This window comes from Nocardia sp. AB354 (genome assembly GCF_049538315.1).
GTDB lineage: Bacteria > Actinomycetota > Actinomycetes > Mycobacteriales > Mycobacteriaceae > Nocardia > Nocardia nova.
The window spans coordinates 1-22,036 of record NZ_JBMVFU010000044.1 but is presented as its reverse complement, the minus strand read 5'-3'; the positions used below and the strand labels follow the sequence as shown (position 1 = coordinate 22,036).

Sequence of the window (22,036 nt, the reverse complement as noted above, 5' to 3'; positions counted from 1 at the left end):
TCGTCGACGGTGATGAAACCCCGTGCGTCGGTGACGATTCCGGCTCGGTCGAGATCGAGGTGGGCGGTGTTCGGGCGGCGACCCACGGCGATGAGCACGGCGTCGGTGGCGACAGCCCGGGTCGTTTCTCCGCCGACGTCGACGGCCAGCTCGGCGCCGCTCTGCGTGATGCCGGTGACCGTCGAGCCGGTCAGAACGGTGATGCCGCGCCGGGTAAACGAGCGCCCTAATGCGACGCCGATTTCCCTGTCCTCCAAGGGAACCAGACGATCCTGCATCTCCACCACGGTTACCGCGGTGCCGACGGCGGCGAACAGACTGGCCCATTCGGCTCCGACCGCGCTGCCGCCGATGACGACCAGCCGGTCGGGTATCTCGGTCAATCCGAACGCGCCGTCGGAGGTGATCACACCGGGCAGGTCGGCGCCCGGAACAGGTAGTAGGGCGGGCATCGAGCCGGTAGCGACGATCACGTCGGCGGCCGTCAGCGTGCGCCTAGAGGTGTCGGAAGGGGCGGCCGCATAGCGTGGCCCGCCAGTGAAGACCGGTGAGGGCCCTGGTTCGAATACCTCGACGGTGGTTGGGCTGGTGAAGCGCGCATGCCCTTCGATAACGGTGACGCCGTTGGCCTTCAGCAAACCGGCCACGCCGTCGGTCAGTTCCTTGACGATGTCGTCCTTCCGCTGCCGGACGGCGGCGAAATCGAACCGTAGGTTGTCGGCGCGGATTCCGAAATCTGCTGCGGCGGTGAGTATGTTGTAGATCTCGGCTGAGCGCAGCATGGCCTTGGTGGGGATACAACCCCAGTTCAGGCATACTCCGCCCGGGCGTTCCTTTTCCACCAAACCGACACTCAGGCCCCGCTGGGCGGCGCGAATTGCCGCGACGTAGCCACCCGGCCCGCCGCCGACGATCAAGAGATCGAATTCCGGCACTTGTGGTGCTCCTCGTTCTGGATTCACGTGACCCGGATCCGGTCGTGGTGCGGGCCATCAGGTTTGGAGTCTTGTCGGTGCGGCGAGCCTGGACAATTCTCAGCAAGCCTAGGACTCGAGGTCTGAAATTGGGCGCTGCGCCCAATTCCCGGCCCGCCCGGCTGCCCCGCTCCTCAGTCGGAAGGGTGCTCGAGCAGTGCGTACGCGGTGAGTGCGAGAGACAGTTCGAGGTGGTGGCGGGACCCCTCCAGTGGGTGCCCGAGCAGCGTCGCGGCCCGTTGGATCCGGTTGATCACGGTATTGCGATGGCAGTGCAGCAGTGGCGCGGCATGGGCGGCCGAGCAGTGCTGGGCCAGCCAAACCGTCAGCGTCTGCAGCAGGAGGTCCCGCTCTTTCGACGGCAGCGCAAGGATGGGCCCCAGTGATCTGTTCACCAGCAATCGCGCCAGATCGGGCGATCGCAGCAACAGCGCTTCCGGATAGCGCGTGTCGAGAGAGGTGAGGACGCCCTCGGCGTCTGTTGTCACGGTGTCGAGCGCCAGTGCGGCGAGCCCGTGGGCCACGTCGATTTCGGCCAGTCCCGCGACGGTGGGAGACAGGCCGCCGCGCCCGCGAACCAATGGCCGCAATGCATCGCTCACCTGCTGCGGAGAGTGTTGTTCGAGGGCGACGATGCCGACGGTGGAATCGCCGCGATCATGCCAGATCGAGCGAATTCCCTTGGCTGTCAGCGCGGTCTCGGTGCCCAACCGCAGCGGATGCGGGTCGCCGGCAACAACGACGACGAGGTAGTGTCCGCTGACCGGAAGATTCAACTCGCGTGCGGCGTGTGCGGCGAACGGTGCCTCGCGTCCGCGCCCGGAGAGCACATCTTCGATCAAGGCATGCCGTCGTCGCTCGTCGCGCCGTACCCGATCGAGCTCTGCGCCGCGATACGACGTGACCAACGCCGACGACATTCCATCGATCACAGCCCACATCGCCGTACCCGTTTCCCGGAATTCGCCGGACGATATCGCTCCAGCCCGGTCCAGCAAGGCCTCCCAAATGATGCGGCCACCCAGTCGGAATGTACGCAACATGGCCTCGAGCGGCACGCCCTGTTCGGCGCGCTGCTTCCCAATCGCCGCCGCGACATCGTCGTGATCGGCGCCGGCCCCGTGCGAATCGAGTAAGTCCAGCACCCGAGTCAGAAATCGACGGCAGCCGTCATACAGATCCTGGCGCGTCACGGCGGAATAGTCGGTCCACTCCGGGTTGTCGGTGAATATCGCCGTCATCAACCGCTCGGCCAGATCGGCGATATCACCGCGACACGTCGCGGGCGGCCCCGCTGAGGTCGTCCCTCGCCCGAACCCTTCCGCTGCCGCCACACCGCCACACTACGTCCTGCGACGCAGCTCGCCACTCGCCTGCGCAACCGTCAGTCGATGCAACATGAGCATGATCTTGCTCAGCACGGTCGACTGATCGGCCATCCGCTGCACTGATGACGTGGTTGCCGCCTACGTGGTGTAGAGGCAACTCGGCGTCGATCAACCCGATCTGTGATGGGGGCGCGGTGCTACGCCGGTGGCTGCCCCACCGAGCATCCGGGCAATGGGCCGCAGGCCGGTCGTGGCGGCGCGGGCAGGAGTGGTGATGATGGCATAGTGCGGCGCCGTCGTTGTCGCTGCTGGAGTCGGTTTCGCGTGCACTATCCAGCGATGCTGAATTGCCGGATCTTGCGGTACATGGTGGCGCGAGAGATGCCGAGATCGGCTGCGGCCGCTTGTTTGTCGCCGTTGTGATCGAGAAGGCTTCGGATAATGGCGTCGCGTTCGAGGGCTTCCATGGCCGTGAGGGTACGGCGGGTGAGTGAATGACATTCGGGCGGAAGCTTGTCGGCCGCAATGATTCCCGAGCGTTGCCGCGCCAAGGTATCGACGAGAACCTGCCGGAGCTGCGCGACATTGCCGGGCCAGGGCAGTTTCGTCAGCTGACGGTGCGCGGCCGGAGAGAGCTCCACATCGGGCCCTTTGGTGAGCTCGCGAAGCAAATGCGGCACCAGCTCATCGAGATCTTCGATCCGGTGGCGAAGCGCGGGAACGGGAACGGTGTGCATGAACAGCGGAAGCAGCTGGGCTTCCACATCGGGCGACTGGGTCGACGAACAGATCGTCGCGGCAATCCAGCCGCGCCCGGCACACGATTGCAGAATGCTGGACATCGGTCCGATGACGTCGCGGGGCAACTCGTCGATGTCGGTGAGGACGATATCGAAGTCGTCGTTGGCGACATGGGATTCGAGGATGTTCAGAAGGTCCTCGCCCCTGTGATCTCCGTCGATACTCAGCAGCCGGACCGCGCGGCCGGGGCGGACGTGACGGGCGACCATTTCCGCGAGTTTGGCGCGGCCCGAGCCTGGCTCTCCGTCGAGAACCACCCAACTACGGTCGGCGCAGCAGCGCTCGACCTGTCGGCAGCTGCGCTGCCATGAACTGCTGCGCCCGGCCAGCCCTGGAATCGTGGGCCTGCGAGTGACGAGTGTGGATCTGTTCGGCGTGCTGTCGGTCAGCGCGACGTGAGCCACGATGTCCGCCCGGCCGTTGCACGAGTTGATCCGGTCGGCAATGGTGAGTTTGGCGGAGTGCCCGCTGGGCAGAACCGCCCCGACAGTGTGCGACAGGGAACGCTGAAGGTCGGTGGCGTGCTCGAGAATGGCATGCTGATCCAGTGCGTCGAGTGATTGACGCAGGTAACGGTTCATCAGCATCACGTCGTCACCGACCGCCAGCACGCCGCCCGGGTAGCGGCGGCACTGTCGCACATATGCCTCCATCAAGGCGGCTTCGCTCTCGGTGGCCTGTACGCGCAGTCGGTCCTCGATCTGTGAGCCCGCGCTCTTCGCGAGTGCGACCAGCACCGAATCGGAGTGGCGCGCCCAGCAGGTGAGGTCGAGTATCCCGACCACGCGCCCCGACAGTGGATCGCGGATCGGCGCGCCGGCACAAGCGAGTTGGCCGAGTGCCCCGAGGTAATGCTCGCCGCCGCGGATGAACGTCGGCCGCCCGGTCTCGACGGCCGTGCCGATCCCGTTGGTGCCCACGAACTTCTCGGCGTAGCTGTACCCGGAAGCCAGCTGAACCGCGTCGAGGGTACGACGCATTCGTGCATCGGCGGCGACGCGATCCAGAATCAATCCGTCCGCGGAGCTCAGAATGACACTGATCGCCTGGGTGGCCAGATCGTCGGCCAGTCGGTGGATCACCGGGCCGGCCGCCGTGACAAGCGGGGACTCGAGATCCGGTTCCCGAACGAATGGCAACTCCACGCGATCGGGGTGTACCCGAAGCTCGCGGGAACGTTGCCAGGAATTTCGCACAGTGCCCGAAACGAGTACGTCGTCGACAGATCCGGAGTTCAGGAACTGATCCCGTGCCAGCAACAGCCGAGTGCTGGTGTCTTCGTCGCTCACCATCGATCTACCTCATCTTCGAGTCCGCGTACCATACGCTACCCGGCTCGAGTGTGAGGCAGATCTCATTTTGAGACGTCGAGGTTGGTCGGCCCACCTCAACATCTCTTGGTCGGGGCGCGGTGATCCCGGGGCGATGGATGTGCCTCCGCCGTCACCGGCGCTTCGAACGATCCCGGTTGGTGCCCGGATCGGCACCCGACCTACCCATGTCCGAAAGGAAGAGCTGTGCCTGAGGAACACCCGCCCATCGGCGAGGCCAATACCGAACCCGCAGTAGCCGGCTGCCCCGTCGTATCCGGTCGCCTCACACACCCGGTCGAGGGCGGCGGCAATAACCGTGCGTGGTGGCCCAACCAGGTCAATCTGAAGATCCTGCAGAAGAACCCGGCTGAGATCAGCCCGTTCGACTGCGACTACGACTACGGTGCGGAGTTCCGGTTGCTCGATCTGTCCGCGGTGAAGGCGGACATCGTCGAGGTCATGCACACGTCGCAGGAGTGGTGGCCCGCCGACTACGGTCACTACGGCCCGTTCTTCGTCCGGATGGCCTGGCATGCGGCCGGCACATATCGCATTCACGACGGACGCGGCGGTGCCGGTGCCGGAATGCAGCGGTTCGCGCCGTTGAACAGCTGGCCCGACAACGCGAACCTGGACAAGGCGCGACGACTGTTGTGGCCGGTGAAACAGAAGTACGGCAACAAGCTGTCGTGGGCCGACCTGATCGTCTACGCCGGCAATGTGGCTCTCGAGGATATGGGCCTGCGGACGGTCGGCTTCGGAGGCGGTCGTGTGGATCGGTGGGAGCCGGAGGAAGACGTCTATTGGGGACCGGAGCAGACGTGGCTCGCCGATGAGCGCTATTCCGGTGAACGAGAGCTGGAAAGCCCGCTCGCCGCGGTACAGATGGGCTTGATCTACGTCAATCCCGAAGGGCCCAACGGCAATCCGGATCCGCTGCTGGCCGCCGACGACATTCGCGAGACCTTCCGGCGGATGGCCATGAACGACGTCGAGACCGCCGCGCTGATCGTCGGCGGTCACACCTTCGGTAAGACCCACGGCGCGGGCCCGGCCGGCAACGTCGGTCCCGAGCCGGAGGCGGCACCGATCGAAGAGCAGGGCCTCGGGTGGCGTTCGTCCTTCGGCGCCGGTGTCGGCCAGGACGCCATCACCAGTGGATTGGAGGGCGCCTGGACACCGACCCCGACGACATGGGACAACTCCTTCCTGGAGACCCTGTATGGCTACGAGTGGGAACTGAGCACGTCGCCGGCGGGGGCCAAGCAATGGATTCCGAAGGCGGGAGCGGGGGCGGGCACGGTTCCCGATGCGCATGTGCGCGATAGAACGCACGCCCCGGTCATGCTCACCACCGATCTGGCCTTGCGATTCGACCGGAGCTACGAACAGATCACGCGTCGTTGGCTGCAGAACCCGCAGGAGTTGGCCGACGAGTTCGCCAAGGCGTGGTACAAACTCACCCACCGCGATATGGGCCCTCTCATCTGTCACCTGGGTCCGCAGGTGCCTAGCGCGCCGCAGCTGTGGCAGGACCCGATCCCCGCTCCGGACCACGACGTGATCGACGCCGCCGGTATCGCCGAGCTGAAGAGCCGTGTGCTCGCCTCCGGGTTGAGCGTCGCGCAGCTGGTCAAGACGGCGTGGGCGGCAGCGTCGTCGTTCCGGGGTAGTGACAAGCGCGGCGGGGCCAACGGTGGTCGGATCCGCCTGCAGCCTCAGGTCGGCTGGGAGGTCAACGAGCCCGACGAGCTGGCCCGGGTGATCGCCGTACTCGAGGGCATTCAAGAGGAGTTCAACGCCGAACAGACTGGGAGAGTGGCGGTTTCCTTCGCGGATATGATTGTGCTCGCCGGATGCGCCGGTGTCGAGCGGGCGGCGGAGAACGCCGGGTTCCATATCGAGGTTCCGTTCGTGCCGGGACGGACCGACGCTACGCAGGACCAGACCGACGTGGAGTCGTTCGCCGCGCTCGAGCCGACCGCCGACGGCTTCCGCAACTATGTCGGCAAGGGCAGCCGCCTGCCGGCCGAATTCCAGTTGGTGGACCGAGCCAACCTCTTGACCCTGACGACCCCGGAGCTGGTCGTTCTGCTCGGTGGTCTGCGGGTATTGGGTGCCACCTACACCGGGACCCGCCACGGTGTGTTCACGGACACCCCGGGTGCGCTGAGCAACGACTTCTTCGTGAATCTGCTTGATATGGGCACTGTTTGGAGTCCGTCCACGACGGAGGAGGGCATCTACACCGGGAACGATCGCTCGACCGGAAAGACGGTGTGGACCGCCAGCCGTGTCGATCTGGTGTTCGGTTCGAACTCGCAGTTGCGTGCGCTCGTGGAGGTGTATGCGCAGGACGACAACGAACGCAAGTTCGTCGAGGACTTCGTCGCCGCGTGGGTCAAGGTGATGAACTTGGATCGTTTCGACCTGGCCTGATCCCCATTCTCACTGTCCGGTGCCGCGAGCGGGTCTCGCGGCACCGGACAGCTGCGTTTCCGGGGCCGAGGGCTTGCTGTGACCCTCGTCTCAGACTGAGACGCTCCGGCCGGACATTCTCGGCTGCAATGGATTTCGCAACGTTCCCGACTGCCGGCATACCGGCCGGCTGTTGTGACCCAGGAGGCGAACATTGAGTAGGCAAAGCCTGACGAAGGCCCACGCGAAGATCACGGAGTTGTCGTGGGAACCGACCTTCGCAACCCCGGCGACGCGCTTCGGCACCGATTACACCTTCGAAAAGGCTCCGAAGAAGGATCCCCTCAAGCAGATCATGCGGTCCTACTTCCCCATGGAGGAGGAGAAGGACAACCGCGTCTACGGTGCGATGGACGGCGCGATCCGCGGCAACATGTTCCGCCAGGTACAGCAGCGGTGGCTGGAATGGCAGAAGCTGTTCCTGTCGATCATTCCGTTCCCCGAGATCTCGGCCGCGCGCGCCATGCCGATGGCGATCGACGCGGTGCCGAATCCGGAGATCCACAACGGTCTCGCGGTGCAGATGATCGACGAGGTTCGGCACTCGACGATCCAGATGAACCTCAAGAAGCTGTATATGAACAACTACATCGACCCCGCCGGGTTCGATATGACCGAGAAGGCGTTCGCGAACAACTACGCGGGCACTATCGGCCGCCAGTTCGGGGAAGGCTTCATCACCGGCGACGCGATCACCGCGGCCAACATCTACTTGACCGTCGTCGCCGAAACCGCTTTCACCAACACGCTTTTCGTCGCCATGCCCGACGAGGCCGCCGCCAACGGCGACTACTTGCTGCCGACGGTGTTCCACTCGGTGCAGTCCGACGAATCGCGCCACATCTCCAACGGCTATTCCATCCTGTTGATGGCGCTGGCCGACGAACGCAACCGCCCGCTGCTCGAGCGGGATCTGCGCTACGCCTGGTGGAACAACCACTGCGTGGTCGATGCCGCTATCGGCACCTTCATCGAGTACGGCACCAAGGACCGCCGCAAGGATCGCGAGAGCTACGCCGAGATGTGGCGGCGCTGGATCTACGACGACTACTACCGCAGCTACCTGATCCCGCTCGAGAAGTACGGCCTGACGATTCCGCACGACCTGGTCGAGGAGGCGTGGAAGCGCATCGTCGACAAGGGCTACGTCCACGAGGTAGCCCGATTCTTCGCCACCGGCTGGCCGGTCAACTACTGGCGCATCGATGCCATGACCGACAAGGACTTCGAGTGGTTCGAGCACAAGTACCCGGGCTGGTACTCGAAGTACGGCAAGTGGTGGGAAGAGTACAACCGCCTGGCCTACCCCGGCCGCAACAAGCCGATCGCGTTCGAGGAGGTCGGCTACCAGTATCCGCATCGCTGCTGGACCTGCATGGTGCCCGCCCTCATCCGTGAGGACATGGTCGTGGAGAAGGTGGACGACCAGTGGCGGACCTACTGCTCGGAAACCTGCTACTGGACCGACGCGGTCGCCTTCCGCGGCGAGTACGACGGTCGTCCGACCCCCAATATGGGGCGGCTCACCGGTTTCCGGGAGTGGGAGACCTTGCACCACGGCAAGGATCTGGCCGACATCGTCTCCGATCTGGGCTACGTGCGCGACGACGGTAAGACCCTCGTCGGTCAGCCGCACCTCGACCTGGACGACCCGAAGAAGCTGTGGACCCTCGACGACGTGCGAGGCAACACCTTCCAGAGTCCGAATGTGTTGCTGAACGAGATGTCCGACGCTGAACGCGAGGCGCACGTCGCGGCGTATCGGGCCGGTAGCGCCGTTTCCGCCTGATTCCGGGCTCGGTGGGTGCCGCCGGCCGCTGTCCGACGCCACCCACCGGCCTCACCATTCGTTTACGAGCCCAGGAGACACCCCGTGGCCGACAAACACCGTATCAACTTCGAGCCCGTCGACATCGAGATGGAAGTCGGTGAAGACGAGTACATTCTCGACGCCGCGTTCCGGCAGGGAATCCATCTGATGCACGGATGCCGTGAGGGGCGGTGCTCGGCCTGCAAGTCGTTCGTCCTCGACGGCGACATCCAGATGGACGACTATTCGACCTTCGCCTGCAACGACGCGGAGGTCGACGAGGGACACGTATTGCTCTGCCGCTCAACGGCATACAGCGACTGCACGATCGAACTACTGAACTTCGACGAGGACGAATTGCTCAGTGGGGTGCCCATCCAGAATGTGCGCACCCGAGTTGTCGCGATCGAGCCGAAGACCAGGGACATCGTGTCGCTGCGGCTACGAGCGGTGGAACCGTCCGAATACGAGTTCAAACCCGGTCAGTACTCGGACCTGCACATCCCCGGAACCGACGAACACCGCTCGTTCTCCATGGCCACCACCGCCTCGGAGACCGATCATGTCGAATTCCTGATCAAGAAGTATCCCGGCGGCAAGTTCGCCGGTCTGCTCGACGACGGGATCGGTGTGGACGACGAGATCGTGCTGACCGGACCGTACGGGTCGTTCACGATCAAGGACGGGCACGTCCTGCCGCTGGTTTTCATCGGCGGCGGCGCGGGCATGGCGCCGCTGCTGTCGTTGCTGCGGCACATGAACGAGACGGGCAACAGCCGGCCGGTGCACTTCTACTACGGCGCCCGCACGCCCGAGGACCTGTTTGACCTCGAGGAAATTCTCGGACTCGGCAGCACCCTGACCGACTTCGTCTTCGTCGCCTGCCTGTCGGAATCGATGGATCCGCAACCCGTGTGCTCCATCGAGGTCGAACAGGGCAACGTCACCGACGTGGTCGGCCGGCGTGAGGCAGATCTGAGCCGGACCGAGGTCTATCTGTGCGGGCCGCCGCCGATGGTCGACGCGGCGCTGGAACTGCTCGCTGCCGGCGGTACCCCGCACGACCAGATCTTCTACGACAAGTTCACCAGCCCTGCCTTCGACTAGTCCCGCAGGAACCGACAGCACCCCACATCGACAAGAACTGAGAAAGAGATGACGACAAGCACAGGGACCAAGCAGCGCAGCTTTCCCACGATCGAATTCACCGATGCCGAGGCCGGCGCACTGGAGTTTCCGAGCTCCCGCAGTCGCACCTTCACCTACTACACGCCGGCCAAGAAGCGGTCGACGATGTACGAGGACGTCACCGTCGACGTGCAGCCGGACCCCGAGCGCCACCTCTCGCAGGGCTGGATCTACGGCTTCGGCGACGGTCCCGGTGGCTATCCGAAGGAGTGGACGGCCGCGCAATCGACGAACTGGCACGCGTTCCTCGACCCCAACGAGGAATGGGACCAGACGATCTACCGCAACAACTCCAAGGTGGTCCACCAGGTGGAGTTGTGCCTGTCGAACGCCAAGCGCGCCCGCGTCTACGACGCCTGGAACACCCCGTGGCTGACGTTCGTCAGTCGCAACCTGGGCGCCTGGATGCATGCCGAGAACGGGCTCGCCCTGCACGTGTTCACCTCGATCCAGCGATCCTGCCCGACGAACATGATCAACACCGCGGTGGCGGTGAACGCCGCGCACAAGCTGCGTTTCGCTCAGGACCTGGCGCTGTTCAACCTGGACCTGTCCGAGGCGGGAGTCGACTTCGACGGCTCGCTGCACAAGCAGGTGTGGCAGTCCGCGCCCGAATGGCAGCCCACCCGCGAGGTCGTCGAGCGGCTGACCGCGGTGCCGGACTGGTGTGAGCTGCTGTTCGGCTCCAACATCGTTTTCGAGCAACTGGTCGGCACCCTGTTCCGCAGTGAGCTGGTCATGCAGATCGCCGCGGGCAACGGCGACTACATCACCCCGACCATCGTCGGCACCGGCGAGCACGACTACGACCGCGATCTCGCCTACACCCGCAACCTTTTCCGTCTGCTCACCCGCGATCCGGAATACGGCGCCGCGAACAAGGAGCTGTTCAGCACTTGGCTCGACACCTGGGTTCCGCGCTGCCTCGACGCCGCGCGGGCGTTGCAACCGATCTGGTCCCAGCCGGCTCAGCAGGCGGTCACCTTCGCCACCAGCATGGACGCCGCCATCGCCAAGTTCTGTTCCCTGCTCGAGGAAATCGACCTCGACGTCCCCAAGGAGTTGAAGAAGTGAGCATGCAATTCGGATCGTCCACCGAGTTCTCCAACATGTGCGGCGTCACGCTGATGAACACCCCCGTCGGCCGCGTCGTCGCCGAAGTGATGGGCGCCAAGGACGGTGTGGAACTCACCGAGTACCCGTCGATGATCCGGGTCGACGGTCAGCGGTTGCTGGACTTCGACTACGCCGAACTAAGCGAAGCGCTCGGCGAGGAATTCGACGGTTCGATCTTCGAGGAGATCAGCTCCACCCACTACGGACGGATGGTTCACCTCGACGACAAGACCCTGCTGTTCGCCAGTCCGGAGGACGCCGCCGAGTACATCGGCTTCGACCTCACCGTGCAGTAGCGGCACCGGGGTATCAGCCCCGGATCCTTACCGGCGCCGTCGGCCGTCCCCGGCGGCGCCGGCGACCATCACGCGCAGCATCGGCACACCGGGCCACCATCAGCCGGTGACCGACCAGCGCTCACCAGCAGTGGATCAACAGAAGAAACCGGAGCATCCGCCATGTATGAGAAGAACGGCGACAAGTACTTCATCGTCGATGGTCACGTCCATATCTGGGACGGCCGCGAGTCCAATCACAAGAACGTGCACGGCAGGGAGTTCATCGACTGCTTCTACGACTATCACAAGAATCTCAGTCCTGCGGAGGCCGTGTGGGACTACGACACCTACACCTACTACGGCACCGAACGCTTCGAGCGCGACATTTTCGGCGAGGGATACGTCGACCACGCGATTTTCCAGGCCACGCTGCTCAGCGACTTCTACCGCAACGGATTCGGGCAGACCGAGGAAGCACTCGGGCTGGTCGCCAAGCATCCCGGGAAACTGACCTACAACCACGCCTACGACCCGCGCTACGGCGAAGCCGGACTTGAACAGCTGCGTCGTGACGCCGAGCGGATGAATTTGCAGGGCGTCAAGCTCTACACCGCCGAGTGGTACGGCGATTCCCGCGGATACAAACTCGACGACCGCTGGTCGCGCCGCTACCTCGAAGAGTGCATCACGTTGGGTATCAAGAACATTCACGTTCACAAGGGGCCCACCATCCGGCCGCTCGACCGCGACGCGTTCGACGTGTCCGATGTCGACAAGGTGGCCACCGACTACCTCGAGCTCAACTTCGTCGTCGAGCACGTCGGCCTGCCGCGGCTCGAGGACTTCTGCTGGATCGGCACTCAGGAATCCAATGTCTACGGCGGACTCGCGGTGGCGCTGCCTTTCATCCACACCCGCCCCCGCTACTTCGCCCAGATCATCGGTGAGCTGCTGTATTGGATCAAGGAGGACAAGATCCTGTTCGGCAGCGACTACGCCCTGTGGACTCCCAAGTGGCTGATCGAGCAATTCGTGGACTTCCAGATCCCCGAGGACATGCAGACCGACTACCCGCCGATCACGGTCGAGCAGAAAAAGAAGATCCTCGGTCTCAACGCCGCCACCTTGTACGACATCGACGTGCCGGCCGAGCTGAGCCTGCAGCACCCCGAGCCGGGACTGCGTGAGCCGGAGAGCGTGTTGTCGTGACCACCGCCGTGGCCTGCACCGAACGGGATCTGCTCGACGCGCTGTCGACCGTCGTCGACCCGGAGCTCGACGAACCCATCACCGATCTGGGGTTCGTTCGCTCGCTCACCATCGATGACAGTGGTGTCACCGTTCATCTCCGCCTTCCCACCGCGTTCTGCTCACCCAACTTCGCCTACCTGATGGCGGCCGATGCCCTCGACGCCCTCCGGATGGTCGAGGGCGTCGGCGAGGTGCGGGTGATGCTGGACGACCATCACGACAGCGACAAGATCAACGCGGGCTTGGCCGCCGACGCCGGCTATGTCGGCACCTTCGGCGCGGAGGCCGAAGACAGCTTGTACGAACTGCGCAGGACGTTTCTGGTGAAAGCGCACGCGGCTGCGATGGAACGGTGCGTGGAGGCGCATATGAAGCGAACCGGGCTGAGCCTCAACGAGATTCACCGCCTCACCCTCGCCGACCTGGCGCCGGGACGGGACAAGGCCGCGCTGCTGCGCCGCCGGACACGCATCGGACTGAGCATCTGTCCGGCCGGCCGGGTGGTGGTCGACGAGCACGGTCGCCGCATTCCGCCCGACGACGTGCCGAGGCGGCTCAGATTCGCGAAATCCGTGCGCATCTCGATCGAGGGCAACGCCCACTTCTGCCGCGGACTGCTCGCGACCCGCTACGCCGACAGCGAATTGGTCGGCACTACACCGCGAATCGAAGACCTGAGAACAAGGAGCCCGCGATGAAAGCCGTGCAGGTGGTGGGATACCACACCAAGCTGCAACTCACCGAAGTCCCCGAACCGAGCATCCAGGGGCCGCTCGATGTGATCGTGCGCATCGGCGGCGCCGGCGTATGCCGCACCGATCTGCACATCCTCGAAGGACAGTGGGAGGAGAAGAGCGGAGTCCGGCTGCCGTACACGATCGGTCACGAGAACGCCGGATGGGTGCACGCGATCGGCGATGCCGTCACCAATGTCGCCGTGGGCGACAAGGTCATCCTGCACCCGTTGATCACCTGCGGGCTCTGCCGCGCATGCCGCTTCGGCGACGACGTGCACTGCGAGAACAGCAAATTCCCCGGGATCGACGTCGACGGCGGCTATGCGGAGTACCTGCACACCACCGCCCGCAGTGTCGTCCGAATCGACGACTCGCTCGAGCCCGCCGACGTCGCCGCCCTCGCCGATGCGGGTCTGACCGCCTATCACGCCGTCGCCAAGGTGGCGAAGTCCACCCGCCCGGGCGATGTGTGCGTGGTGATCGGCGCCGGCGGTCTCGGTCACATCGGAATCCAAGTGCTGAAGGCGATTTCCGCGGTCACCGTCGTCGTCGTGGATCGCAATCCCGAGGCGGTCGACCTGGCGGTCAGGATCGGCGCCGATCGAGGCATCGTCGCCGACGGCACCCAGATGCGGCAGGTACTCGATCTCACCGGCGGACACGGTGCCGAGGCGGTGGTCGACTTCGTCGGTGAGGGCGGCACCACCGCGGAGGGCATCGCGATGCTGCGCCGCGCCGGGAACTACTACGTGGTCGGCTACGGCGAGAACATCGATGTCCCGACCATCGACGTGATCTCGACCGAGATCAACTTCATCGGAAATCTCGTGGGCTCCTACAACGATCTGCAGGAGCTGATGACCCTCGCCGCTCAGGGCAAGGTCACGTTGCACACCACCACCTACCCGCTCGAGAGCTTTCAGCAGGCACTCGACGATCTCGACGCCGGACGCGTACGAGGCCGGGCGATTCTCGTCCCGTAGGGCGGCCCTTCGCTCGCGGAAATCAGGAAAGGAAGATCAGCCATGGCCAAGGAGCTGCGCTACAACAAGGACGCCCGGTCGCGGCTCGAGAGCGGTGTCAACGCCCTCGCGGACGCGGTCAAAGTGACCCTGGGCCCCAAGGGCCGCAACGCGGTACTCGAGAAGCTCACCGGACCGCCGACGATCACCAACGACGGCGTCACCATCGCGCGTGAGATACAGCTGCGCGACCCGTTTGCCAATATGGGCGCGCAACTGGTCAAAGAAGTCGCGATGAAGACCAACGGCACCGTGGGGGATGGAACGACAACAGCGACCGTGCTGGCCCAGGCGATGGTCCGCGAGGGCCTCCAGGCCGTTGACTCCGGAGCCAATCCGATGCGGGTGCGTCGCGGCATCGAGCGTGCGGTGGCCGCGGTCGTGGACTCGCTGCACAGTCAGGTTGCCGAAGTCGACGGCCTGAGTGATCTGCAACGGATCGCGGCGCTCGCCGCCAGTGACGACGAGGCGATCGGCCAGGTCATCGCACAGGCCGTCGACTATGTCGGGCGGTCCGGCGTCGTCACGACGGTGGAAAGCGACGGACTCGGTCTGTCGGTGGACATCGTCGACGGCATCGAATTCGACCACGGCTACACCTCCGGGTATATGGTCACCGACCCGGAGCGGATGGAGGCGGTGCACATCGATCCGCTGATTCTGCTGACCAATAAGAAGATCACCCAGGTGCAAGACATCATGCCGAGCATCGAGGTGGCCAAGCGGGCCGATCGACCGCTCGTCGTGCTGGCCGAGGAGGTCGACGGTCCCGCGCTCCAACTGCTCGTCGGCGGGAATATGCACAAGACGATGCAATCGGTGGTGGTTCGCGCGCCCGGCTTCGGTCATCGGCGCGTCGCCGAGCTCGAGGATCTGGCCGTTGCCCTGGGTGGGCACGTCGTCGCCAAGGACACCGGCATCGAACTGTCCGAGATCACGGCCGAACACCTCGGTTCCTGCGATCGCATCACCGTTACCGAGAACGAGACGACGATTGTCGGCGCCCACGGTGACAGCAGCCGGCTGCATGCCCGGATCGCCCAGCTCGAGGCCCAGCTCGAGCGAGCCAAGATCGATGCCGACAGAGAGAGCCTCGAACTGCGAATCGCCCGCCTCACCGGGCGCGTCGCCGTCATCCGGGTCGGCGGTGCCACGAGTGTCGAACTCAAGGAACGGATGCTCCGAGTCGAGGATGCCCTCGCGGCCACTCGCGCCGCCGTCGAGGCGGGCATCGTCGCCGGCGGCGGCACCGCGCTCGCGCAGTCGCATCGCGTCCTGGCCGATCTCGATCTGCCCGCCGATGAGGCGATCGGCCGCGACGTCGTCGGCCGCGCGCTGGCCGAACCGCTGCGGTGGATCGCGATCAATGCCGGTTTCGACGGTGACGAGATCGCCGAGGTCGTTGCCGGACTGCCGATCGGGCACGGCTTCAACGCGTTGACGGGAACCTACGGAGATATGTTCGACGACGGCGTGATCGATCCGTTCAAGGTCACCCGCGCCGCCTTGGAAAGCGCGGCTTCGATTGCGGCACTTCTCATTACCACCGAGACCGCGATCGTGGAGGAGACGCTCTACAACCCGGGCGCCATCGTGGCGCCAGGGTTCGGCGACCTCGCCGAAGGCATGGTTCGCCCTTCCAACATCTACTGAGCGCCGGTGACGACCGGTCACCACCTCGCCGTCGGACATCGAGGTGGTGACCGGAAACAGAGCCGGCAACATCCCTTATCTCTCGTCCGGCCGGTACTTCCGGCCGGAAGGAAGGACTGTCCATGATTTTCATAGTGGTGAAGTTCAACGTCAAGCCGAGAAATATCGACAATTGGCTGTTCGTCACGGAGGAATTCACCGAGGCCACTCGAGCTGAGCCGGGAAACCTGTGGTTCGAATGGCATCGAAATGTGGACGACCCGTCCGAGTTCGTTCTGGTCGAAGCATTCCGAGACGAGCAAGCAGGATCGGAGCATGTCGATTCCAGTCATTTCCGCAAGGGACTGGAGGCGATGCGTCCTGCGTTGCGTGAGACGCCGCGCATTCTGCACATGCAGATTCCCGACACCGATTGGTCCCGAATGGGCGAGCTGGAAATCGCGGAACCATCCGAGAACGGGTAGCACGAATGACCGGAACGTTGACCGGCCCGATGGCGGAATTGACAGCGTTGCTGGGCGACGCTGTGGTGACCGACCGGCAGACGATGATCGGCTACCTGCGCGACCACTCGTTGCTCTCGCGCGCGGGAGAGCCGATCGCCATCGTGCGTGCGCGCACGACCGATCATGTGGTCGCCACGCTGACTACGGCCAACCGCTACGGGGTTCCGGTGGTCACCCGCGGGGCAGGCACCGGATTGGCCGGAGGCAGTAACGCACTCGACGGCAGCATCGTTTTGAGCACCGAGCGGTTCGATCGAATATTGCATATCGACGAGCAGGCGCGCTTGGTCACGGTCGAGCCGGGGGTGCTGAACGGCGATCTGGCGGCGGCCGCGGAAAAGCTGGGCCTGTGGTACGTCCCCGATCCGGGAAGCCGCGCGTCCTGCACCATCGGAGGCAACCTGGCCACGAACGCCGGTGGCGCCTGCTGTGCGAAGTACGGCGTTACCGCCGATCATGTCGCACGAATCAAAGCGGTCCTGCCCGACGGCCGGGTCATCCACACCGGAGCGGTTACCAGCAAGAATGTGGCAGGACTCAACCTGACGCAGCTCCTGGTCGGATCCGAGGGCACCCTGGCGGTGATCGTCGAGGCCACGATGAGGTTGCGACCCAAACCGGTGCATTCGGCCACGGTCGTCTCGGTGTTCTCCTCGGTCGTCGACGCCGTCGCGGCGGTGGTGGCGATCCGGGCCGTTGCGGAGCCGGGCGTGGTGGAGTTGATGGACAACTCGACCATCGTGGCTGTCAACGCGATGACTCGCATGGGAATCGACGACACCGCCGGCGCGCTGTTGCTGATTCGGTGTGACGGCCCGGCCGCCGAGGTCGAGGCCGAACACAGTGAACGAGCATGCCGTGGGGCCGGCGCCCGGGAGGTTCACCTGACCACCGACTCCGCCGAGGGCGATGCGCTGATGGAGGCCCGGAGGGCTGCCCTGCCCGCGCTGCAGCGTCACGGCAGCACCCTGTTGGACGATCTCGCCGTACCGGTAACGCGGCTCCCGGAGATGATCGATGCGATTGCGTGGATCGCGGAGCGTTATCGCCTTCTGATCGGTACGTTCGGTCACGCCGCCGACGGCAACCTGCATCCGACCATCGTGTTCGACGCCACGGATCCGGACGCGACCGCCAGGGCCTACAGCGCCTTCGACGATATGATGAACCGCTGTCTGGCGCTGGGCGGTTCGATAACGGGCGAGCACGGAGTCGGCGAACTCAAGCGCCGGTATCTCGAACCGATGGTCGGCGCGGTGGAGCTGGAATTGATGCGGCAGATCAAGCGCGCCTTCGATCCGAAAGGGATTTTGAATCCGGGGCGTGCGATATGACCGGGCTCGTCCGATCGCCGGACCATGTGATCGCGGGGCGGGGGTGCTGGGCAAGGAAGGCTGCGGGTGCTGTAACACGCCGAAGGTATGGAATGCGGTCATCGCGCAGGGGGACACACTGCCGCAGACCAGGCACCCGGGGGCTGCTGCACGATCAGGTGACAGTGTGACCTGCCCCACGGGTTGGGTTCCAACTCCGGTTGCTAACTGACAGCCCTACCGAAAGGCTGTCCCGCGTGCCACGCGCTTATCCTACCGAACTGCCGGCGGATCTGGTGGTCTACGCCACCGGATACGGCTCGATGAACGGCTGGGCCGCGGATCTGATCGGCCAGGAGGTGGCCGACAAGGTGGGCAAATGCTGGGGTTACGGGTCGGGCACCACCAAGGATCCGGGCCCGTTCGAGGGTGAACTCCGCAATATGTGGAAGCCCACCCAGCAGGACGGCCTGTGGTTCCACGGCGGCAACAGTCGCGCCACTATTCGCTGTATCTGGCGTTGCAGCTCGAGGCGCGCTACGAACAGATCCCCACGCCCGTGTACGGGCTGCAGGAAGTGCACCACCTGAGCTGAGGGGTTGGCGGGCCGGGTCGTTCGACACGAGCGACCCGGCCCGAGAAGTCGATGAAGCACCGAATTTTCGTGAGGTGACGGCCGATGATGTCCGATTTCCCCGCGACGAGCGACCCCGCCGCACAGGACCTGTGCGGCGGGGTCGAGTCGATGCGCGGCTCAGTTCGACGGGCTGAGCTGTCGCGAAATCTGCTCCACCACAGTGGGATCGGCCAGGGTGGTGGTTTCACCGATATCGCGTCCGTCGGCGATGTCGCGCAGAATGCGGCGCATGATCTTGCCGGAGCGGGTCTTCGGAAGTTCGGGCACGAGCAGAATGTGCTTCGGCGCGGCGATCGGGCCGATCTCGGTGGCGACGTGGCCGCGCAGTTCCTCGGAGGCGATATCCACGCTGCCGTCGCGAGTGACGACGAAGGCGACGATGCGCTGCCCGGTCACCGCATCGGTGGCCCCGACGACGGCCGCCTCGGCCACCGCCGGATGCGAGACCAGCGCCGATTCGATCTCGGCGGTCGAGAGCCGATGACCAGAGACGTTCATGACGTCGTCGGTGCGTCCGAGGATCCAGATGTCGCCGTCGGTGTCGTAGCGGGCGCCGTCGCCGGCGAAGTAGTAGCCGCGGTCGGCGAAGCGCTCCCAGTAGGTGCTGCGGAAGCGTTCCTCGTCGCCCCACACGCCGCGCACCATGCCCGGCCACGGTTGATCGAGCACGAGATAACCGGATTCACCCGGCGCGACGTCGTTGCCCGCGTCGTCGACCACCTTCGCCGAGATTCCGGGCAAGGGTTGCTGTGCCGCACCGGGTTTGGGCTGGCGGGTACCGGGCAGCGGAGCGATCATCGCCGCGCCGGTCTCGGTCTGCCACCAGGTGTCGACGATCGGTGCCCGCCCAGCGCCGATGTGTTCGCGGTACCAGGCCCACGCCTCGGGATTGATCGGTTCGCCCACGCTGCCCAGCACCCGCAGGCTCGACAGGTTGTAGCGGGCGGGAATGTCGTTGCCCCACTTCATGAATGTGCGGATCAGCGTCGGCGCGGTGTAGTAGATGGTGACGCGGTAGCGCTGCACGATCTCCCAGTGCCGTCCCTCGTGCGGGGTGTTCGGGGTGCCCTCGTAGACCACCTGGGTGGCGCGGTTGGCCAGCGGCCCGTACACCAGATAGGTGTGCCCGGTGATCCAGCCGATATCGGCGGTGCACCAGTACACGTCGCGGCCCGGATCGTGATCGAAGACGAGGCGATGGGTGTAGGCGGCCTGGGTCAGGTAGCCGCCCGTGGTGTGCAGGATGCCCTTGGGTTTCCCGGTGGTGCCCGAGGTGTAGAGGATGAACAGCGGATGTTCGGCGTCGAACGCGGTGTATTCGTGCCGATCCGGGACTCCGGCCAGCACCTCGTCCCACCAGATGTCGCGGCCTTCGGTCCAGGGCAGCTCACCGGCGAGGTCGTCGCCGACGCGGCGGACGACGACCACCTTCTCCACGGTGGCCGCGCCGGCCAACGCCTCGTCGACCCGCTCCTTCATGGGCACGGCCGCGCCACGCCGGTACTGACCGTCGGCGGTGACGACCACGCGCGCGCCGGCGTCGTCGACCCGGGCGCGCAGGGCGGCGGGGGAGAACCCGGCGAACACGACGCTGTGCACCAGGCCCAGCCGGGCGCAGGCCAGCATCGTCACGATGGCCTCCGGAATCATCGGCAGCTGGATCGCGACGCGGTCACCGGCCCGCAAACCCAAGCGCGCCAAGCCATTCGCCGCGCGGTGCACCGCGCGCTGCAGTTCGGCGTAGGTGAGGTCGCGGGTGTCGCCGGGTTCCCCGACCCAGTGAATGGCGACCTTGTCGCCGTACCCGGCGTCGACGTGGCGGTCCACGCAGTTGTAGGCGACGTTGAGCCGGCCGCCGGCGAACCAGCGGGCGCGATGGGGTGCGGGGCGTTCCAGCACGGTGTGCCAGCGGGTGTCCCACTGCAAATGCTCGGCCTGCCGTGCCCAGAAACCGTCGCGATCGGCGGCGGCCTGTCCGTACAGTTCCGCTCCGGAGTACTCGTTCCGGCGCGTCGAGAGATCCGGATTCCCGGTGGTCAAGTCGTCCATGGCGGCAGTGTGGTGCGACCGGGTTGGCAACTGGTTGACGCGACCGCGGGGTCGGTGGCGGAAGGGTGGAGAAGCAGACGATGAACGACAGCAGCATCCTGGTTCGGCGGCGAGCCGCGCTAGAATCCGAGTGGGTGCGCTGGGTTCGCGGCGGAGCGGACGCGGCTTCGGCGTCGAAGACGGTGTGTGACAGCACCGTCCGTGCCGAGGTGAGCCGATCGTGGCGGCGCTCACTGGGATCGGTCGACCCGGGTCGCGACAGCGCACCCGGCAGCGACACCGATATCGGTGCGCGCTGGCTCGACTCGCCGCTGTATCGGCCGGTGACCGAATTGGCGGAGCAATTGCGCGATATCGCCGAGGACGCGGGCTTCGTCGCCGCCGTGACCGACGACGCCGGAACGATTCTGTGGTCGTGCGGCGGACCGGTGATGCGCCGCCGCGCCGAGCGCGTGAACTTCGCACCCGGCGGTCGCTGGGACGAGACACATATGGGCACCAACGCGCTGTCGCTGGCTCTACGCACCGGGCGGCCCCACCGCGTGTTCTCCGCCGAACATCTGGTGGCCGCGCTGCACGGCTGGGTCTGCTACTGCGCACCGGTGCACGGCGCCGACGGCCGCCGGATCGGTTCCCTGGATCTGTCCTCGACCTGGGATCGCACCCATCCGCTGGCGATGGCGACCGTGCAATCGCTGGTGACCGCGATCGAGAATCGTCTGCGCACCCTCGCCCCACCCGCGACCGGCCTGCGGCTGAGCTGTCTCGGCGCCGCACGCGCCACCCGCGACGGCACTCCATTCGCCTGCGCCCCAGGCAGATCGAGATCCTCACCTTGCTCGCCCTCGAACCCGGCGGCTTCACCCCCGAACGTTTGCACTACGCGATCTACGGCGACCGCCGGCGTATCCAGCACCCTCGAGGCCGATGTCTCGCATCTGCGCCGCGCCACCGGTGGTGAGTTGTTGCTGGACGGTGCGGAGTGGTTGGAGGTTGCCGCCGTGGCCGTTGACGATCATGATGCCGGCGAATTCGTCTGCGGAGCGGATCAATTCGATGAGGAGCAGTTGCAGGGCTTGGTGGCCGATGGACAGTGTGCCGGGGAAGCCGGTGTGTTCGCCGCTGGACCCGTAGGGGATCGGTGGTGCCACGACGATGTCGGGGCGGGCGTGGGCGAGTCGGCGGCAGAGTTCGACGGCGATGGTGGTGTCGGTGCCCATGGGCAGTCCCTACCGCCTGGGCCGCGGCATCAAGGTCGGCCGGGTATGGACCACCTGTACCACGCCTAACCCGCCCACGCGACCTTCGGCGGCTACAGAAATCCGGCATCGGACGCGAAACCATTACATACTGCTGAACCACTACCAGCAGACCAAAAACCTGCTCGTCAGCTACACACCCAACAAACTCGGCTTCCGAGACCGAGCGCTTTCGGTCGGCGCCCGATCGATGCGGGGCGCCACAAAGCGGTGCCAGTGCCGGCGATCACCGGCTGGCAAGGCTGCATTTCGCTCGCGCTCAGCGAGAATCCTGCGCGCGGCGGCACGAAGGACTCGGCGCCTGGGTCCGACCAGCCCAATTT

At 65.4% G+C, this 22,036-nt stretch carries 16 protein-coding genes and 2 pseudogenes; 13 read left to right on the top strand and 5 right to left on the bottom strand.

The annotated features are described in order from the left end of the window. From ACPCUW_RS34465 to ACPCUW_RS34455, 3 genes are all read right to left on the bottom strand, one after another. The coding region (locus ACPCUW_RS34465) for a dihydrolipoyl dehydrogenase family protein (protein ID WP_423429559.1) at positions 1–935 on the bottom strand (935 nt) is incomplete at its 3' end. A gap of 173 nt (positions 936–1,108) precedes the next feature. Next, positions 1,109–2,308, bottom strand: a complete 1,200-nt coding sequence (locus ACPCUW_RS34460; protein WP_423429557.1) for a PucR family transcriptional regulator — start codon at positions 2,306–2,308, stop codon at positions 1,109–1,111. A gap of 323 nt (positions 2,309–2,631) precedes the next feature. After that, on the bottom strand, positions 2,632–4,395 hold the full coding sequence (locus ACPCUW_RS34455) for a sigma-54-dependent Fis family transcriptional regulator (protein WP_423429555.1): 1,764 nt from the start codon (positions 4,393–4,395) through the stop codon (positions 2,632–2,634). Positions 4,396–4,620: 225 nt separating this feature from the next. On the opposite strand from ACPCUW_RS34455, the gene katG reads away from it, so the two are divergent. The 12 genes and pseudogenes from katG to ACPCUW_RS34395 form a co-directional block, all read left to right on the top strand. Beyond that, positions 4,621–6,855 (top strand): catalase/peroxidase HPI, encoded by a 2,235-nt coding sequence (gene katG, locus ACPCUW_RS34450; RefSeq protein ID WP_423429553.1) that lies wholly within the window; start codon positions 4,621–4,623, stop codon positions 6,853–6,855. Between the two features lie 193 nt (positions 6,856–7,048). Beyond that, positions 7,049–8,683 (top strand): methane monooxygenase, encoded by a 1,635-nt coding sequence (locus ACPCUW_RS34445; protein ID WP_423429552.1) that lies wholly within the window; start codon positions 7,049–7,051, stop codon positions 8,681–8,683. An 84-nt stretch (positions 8,684–8,767) separates the two neighbouring features. Then, positions 8,768–9,811 carry a 2Fe-2S iron-sulfur cluster-binding protein gene (locus ACPCUW_RS34440; protein WP_423429550.1) on the top strand — a complete coding sequence of 348 codons (1,044 nt, stop codon included), beginning with the start codon at positions 8,768–8,770 and terminating at the stop codon, positions 9,809–9,811. Between the two features lie 48 nt (positions 9,812–9,859). After that, entirely contained in the window at positions 9,860–10,966 is a 1,107-nt protein-coding gene (locus ACPCUW_RS34435) for an aromatic/alkene monooxygenase hydroxylase subunit beta (RefSeq protein ID WP_423429549.1), read from the top strand. Then, positions 10,963–11,304, top strand: a complete 342-nt coding sequence (gene mimD / locus ACPCUW_RS34430) for a propane 2-monooxygenase effector subunit MimD (protein ID WP_396931387.1) — start codon at positions 10,963–10,965, stop codon at positions 11,302–11,304. Before ACPCUW_RS34435 ends, mimD begins: the two co-directional genes overlap by 4 nt. A gap of 162 nt (positions 11,305–11,466) precedes the next feature. After that, on the top strand, positions 11,467–12,495 hold the full coding sequence (locus ACPCUW_RS34425; protein ID WP_423429547.1) for an amidohydrolase family protein: 1,029 nt from the start codon (positions 11,467–11,469) through the stop codon (positions 12,493–12,495). Further along, entirely contained in the window at positions 12,492–13,235 is a 744-nt protein-coding gene (locus ACPCUW_RS34420) for an iron-sulfur cluster assembly protein (RefSeq protein ID WP_423429545.1), read from the top strand. The genes ACPCUW_RS34425 and ACPCUW_RS34420 overlap by 4 nt, the downstream gene beginning before the upstream one ends. After that, complete coding sequence (locus ACPCUW_RS34415; protein ID WP_423429544.1) at positions 13,232–14,257, top strand: NAD(P)-dependent alcohol dehydrogenase; 1,026 nt, start codon at positions 13,232–13,234, stop codon at positions 14,255–14,257. The genes ACPCUW_RS34420 and ACPCUW_RS34415 overlap by 4 nt, the downstream gene beginning before the upstream one ends. 42 nt (positions 14,258–14,299) lie before the next feature. Beyond that, the gene (gene groL, locus ACPCUW_RS34410) at positions 14,300–15,949 is read left to right on the top strand and encodes a chaperonin GroEL (protein WP_423429542.1); all 1,650 of its coding nucleotides are present in this window, start codon (positions 14,300–14,302) and stop codon (positions 15,947–15,949) included. A 122-nt stretch (positions 15,950–16,071) separates the two neighbouring features. After that, positions 16,072–16,413, top strand: a complete 342-nt coding sequence (locus ACPCUW_RS34405) for a putative quinol monooxygenase (RefSeq protein ID WP_423429540.1) — start codon at positions 16,072–16,074, stop codon at positions 16,411–16,413. A 5-nt stretch (positions 16,414–16,418) separates the two neighbouring features. Then, positions 16,419–17,789 carry an FAD-binding oxidoreductase gene (locus ACPCUW_RS34400; protein ID WP_423429539.1) on the top strand — a complete coding sequence of 457 codons (1,371 nt, stop codon included), beginning with the start codon at positions 16,419–16,421 and terminating at the stop codon, positions 17,787–17,789. A gap of 254 nt (positions 17,790–18,043) precedes the next feature. Continuing rightward, a pseudogene (locus tag ACPCUW_RS34395) lies at positions 18,044–18,363 on the top strand (NAD(P)/FAD-dependent oxidoreductase); the annotation flags it as partial. Positions 18,364–18,522: 159 nt separating this feature from the next. On the opposite strand, the gene acs reads toward ACPCUW_RS34395, so the two are convergent. Both acs and ACPCUW_RS34385 read right to left on the bottom strand, forming a co-directional pair. Continuing rightward, complete coding sequence (gene acs, locus ACPCUW_RS34390) at positions 18,523–20,454, bottom strand: acetate--CoA ligase (RefSeq protein ID WP_423429537.1); 1,932 nt, start codon at positions 20,452–20,454, stop codon at positions 18,523–18,525. An 860-nt stretch (positions 20,455–21,314) separates the two neighbouring features. Further along, positions 21,315–21,605: a creatininase family protein gene (locus ACPCUW_RS34385; RefSeq protein ID WP_423429535.1), complete on the bottom strand. Its 291-nt coding sequence runs from the start codon at positions 21,603–21,605 to the stop codon at positions 21,315–21,317. A 46-nt stretch (positions 21,606–21,651) separates the two neighbouring features. Here ACPCUW_RS34385 and ACPCUW_RS34380 point away from each other — a divergent pair. Continuing rightward, positions 21,652–21,870: pseudogene (locus ACPCUW_RS34380) on the top strand (aldehyde dehydrogenase family protein); the annotation flags it as partial. Positions 21,871–22,036: the final 166 nt, after the last annotated feature.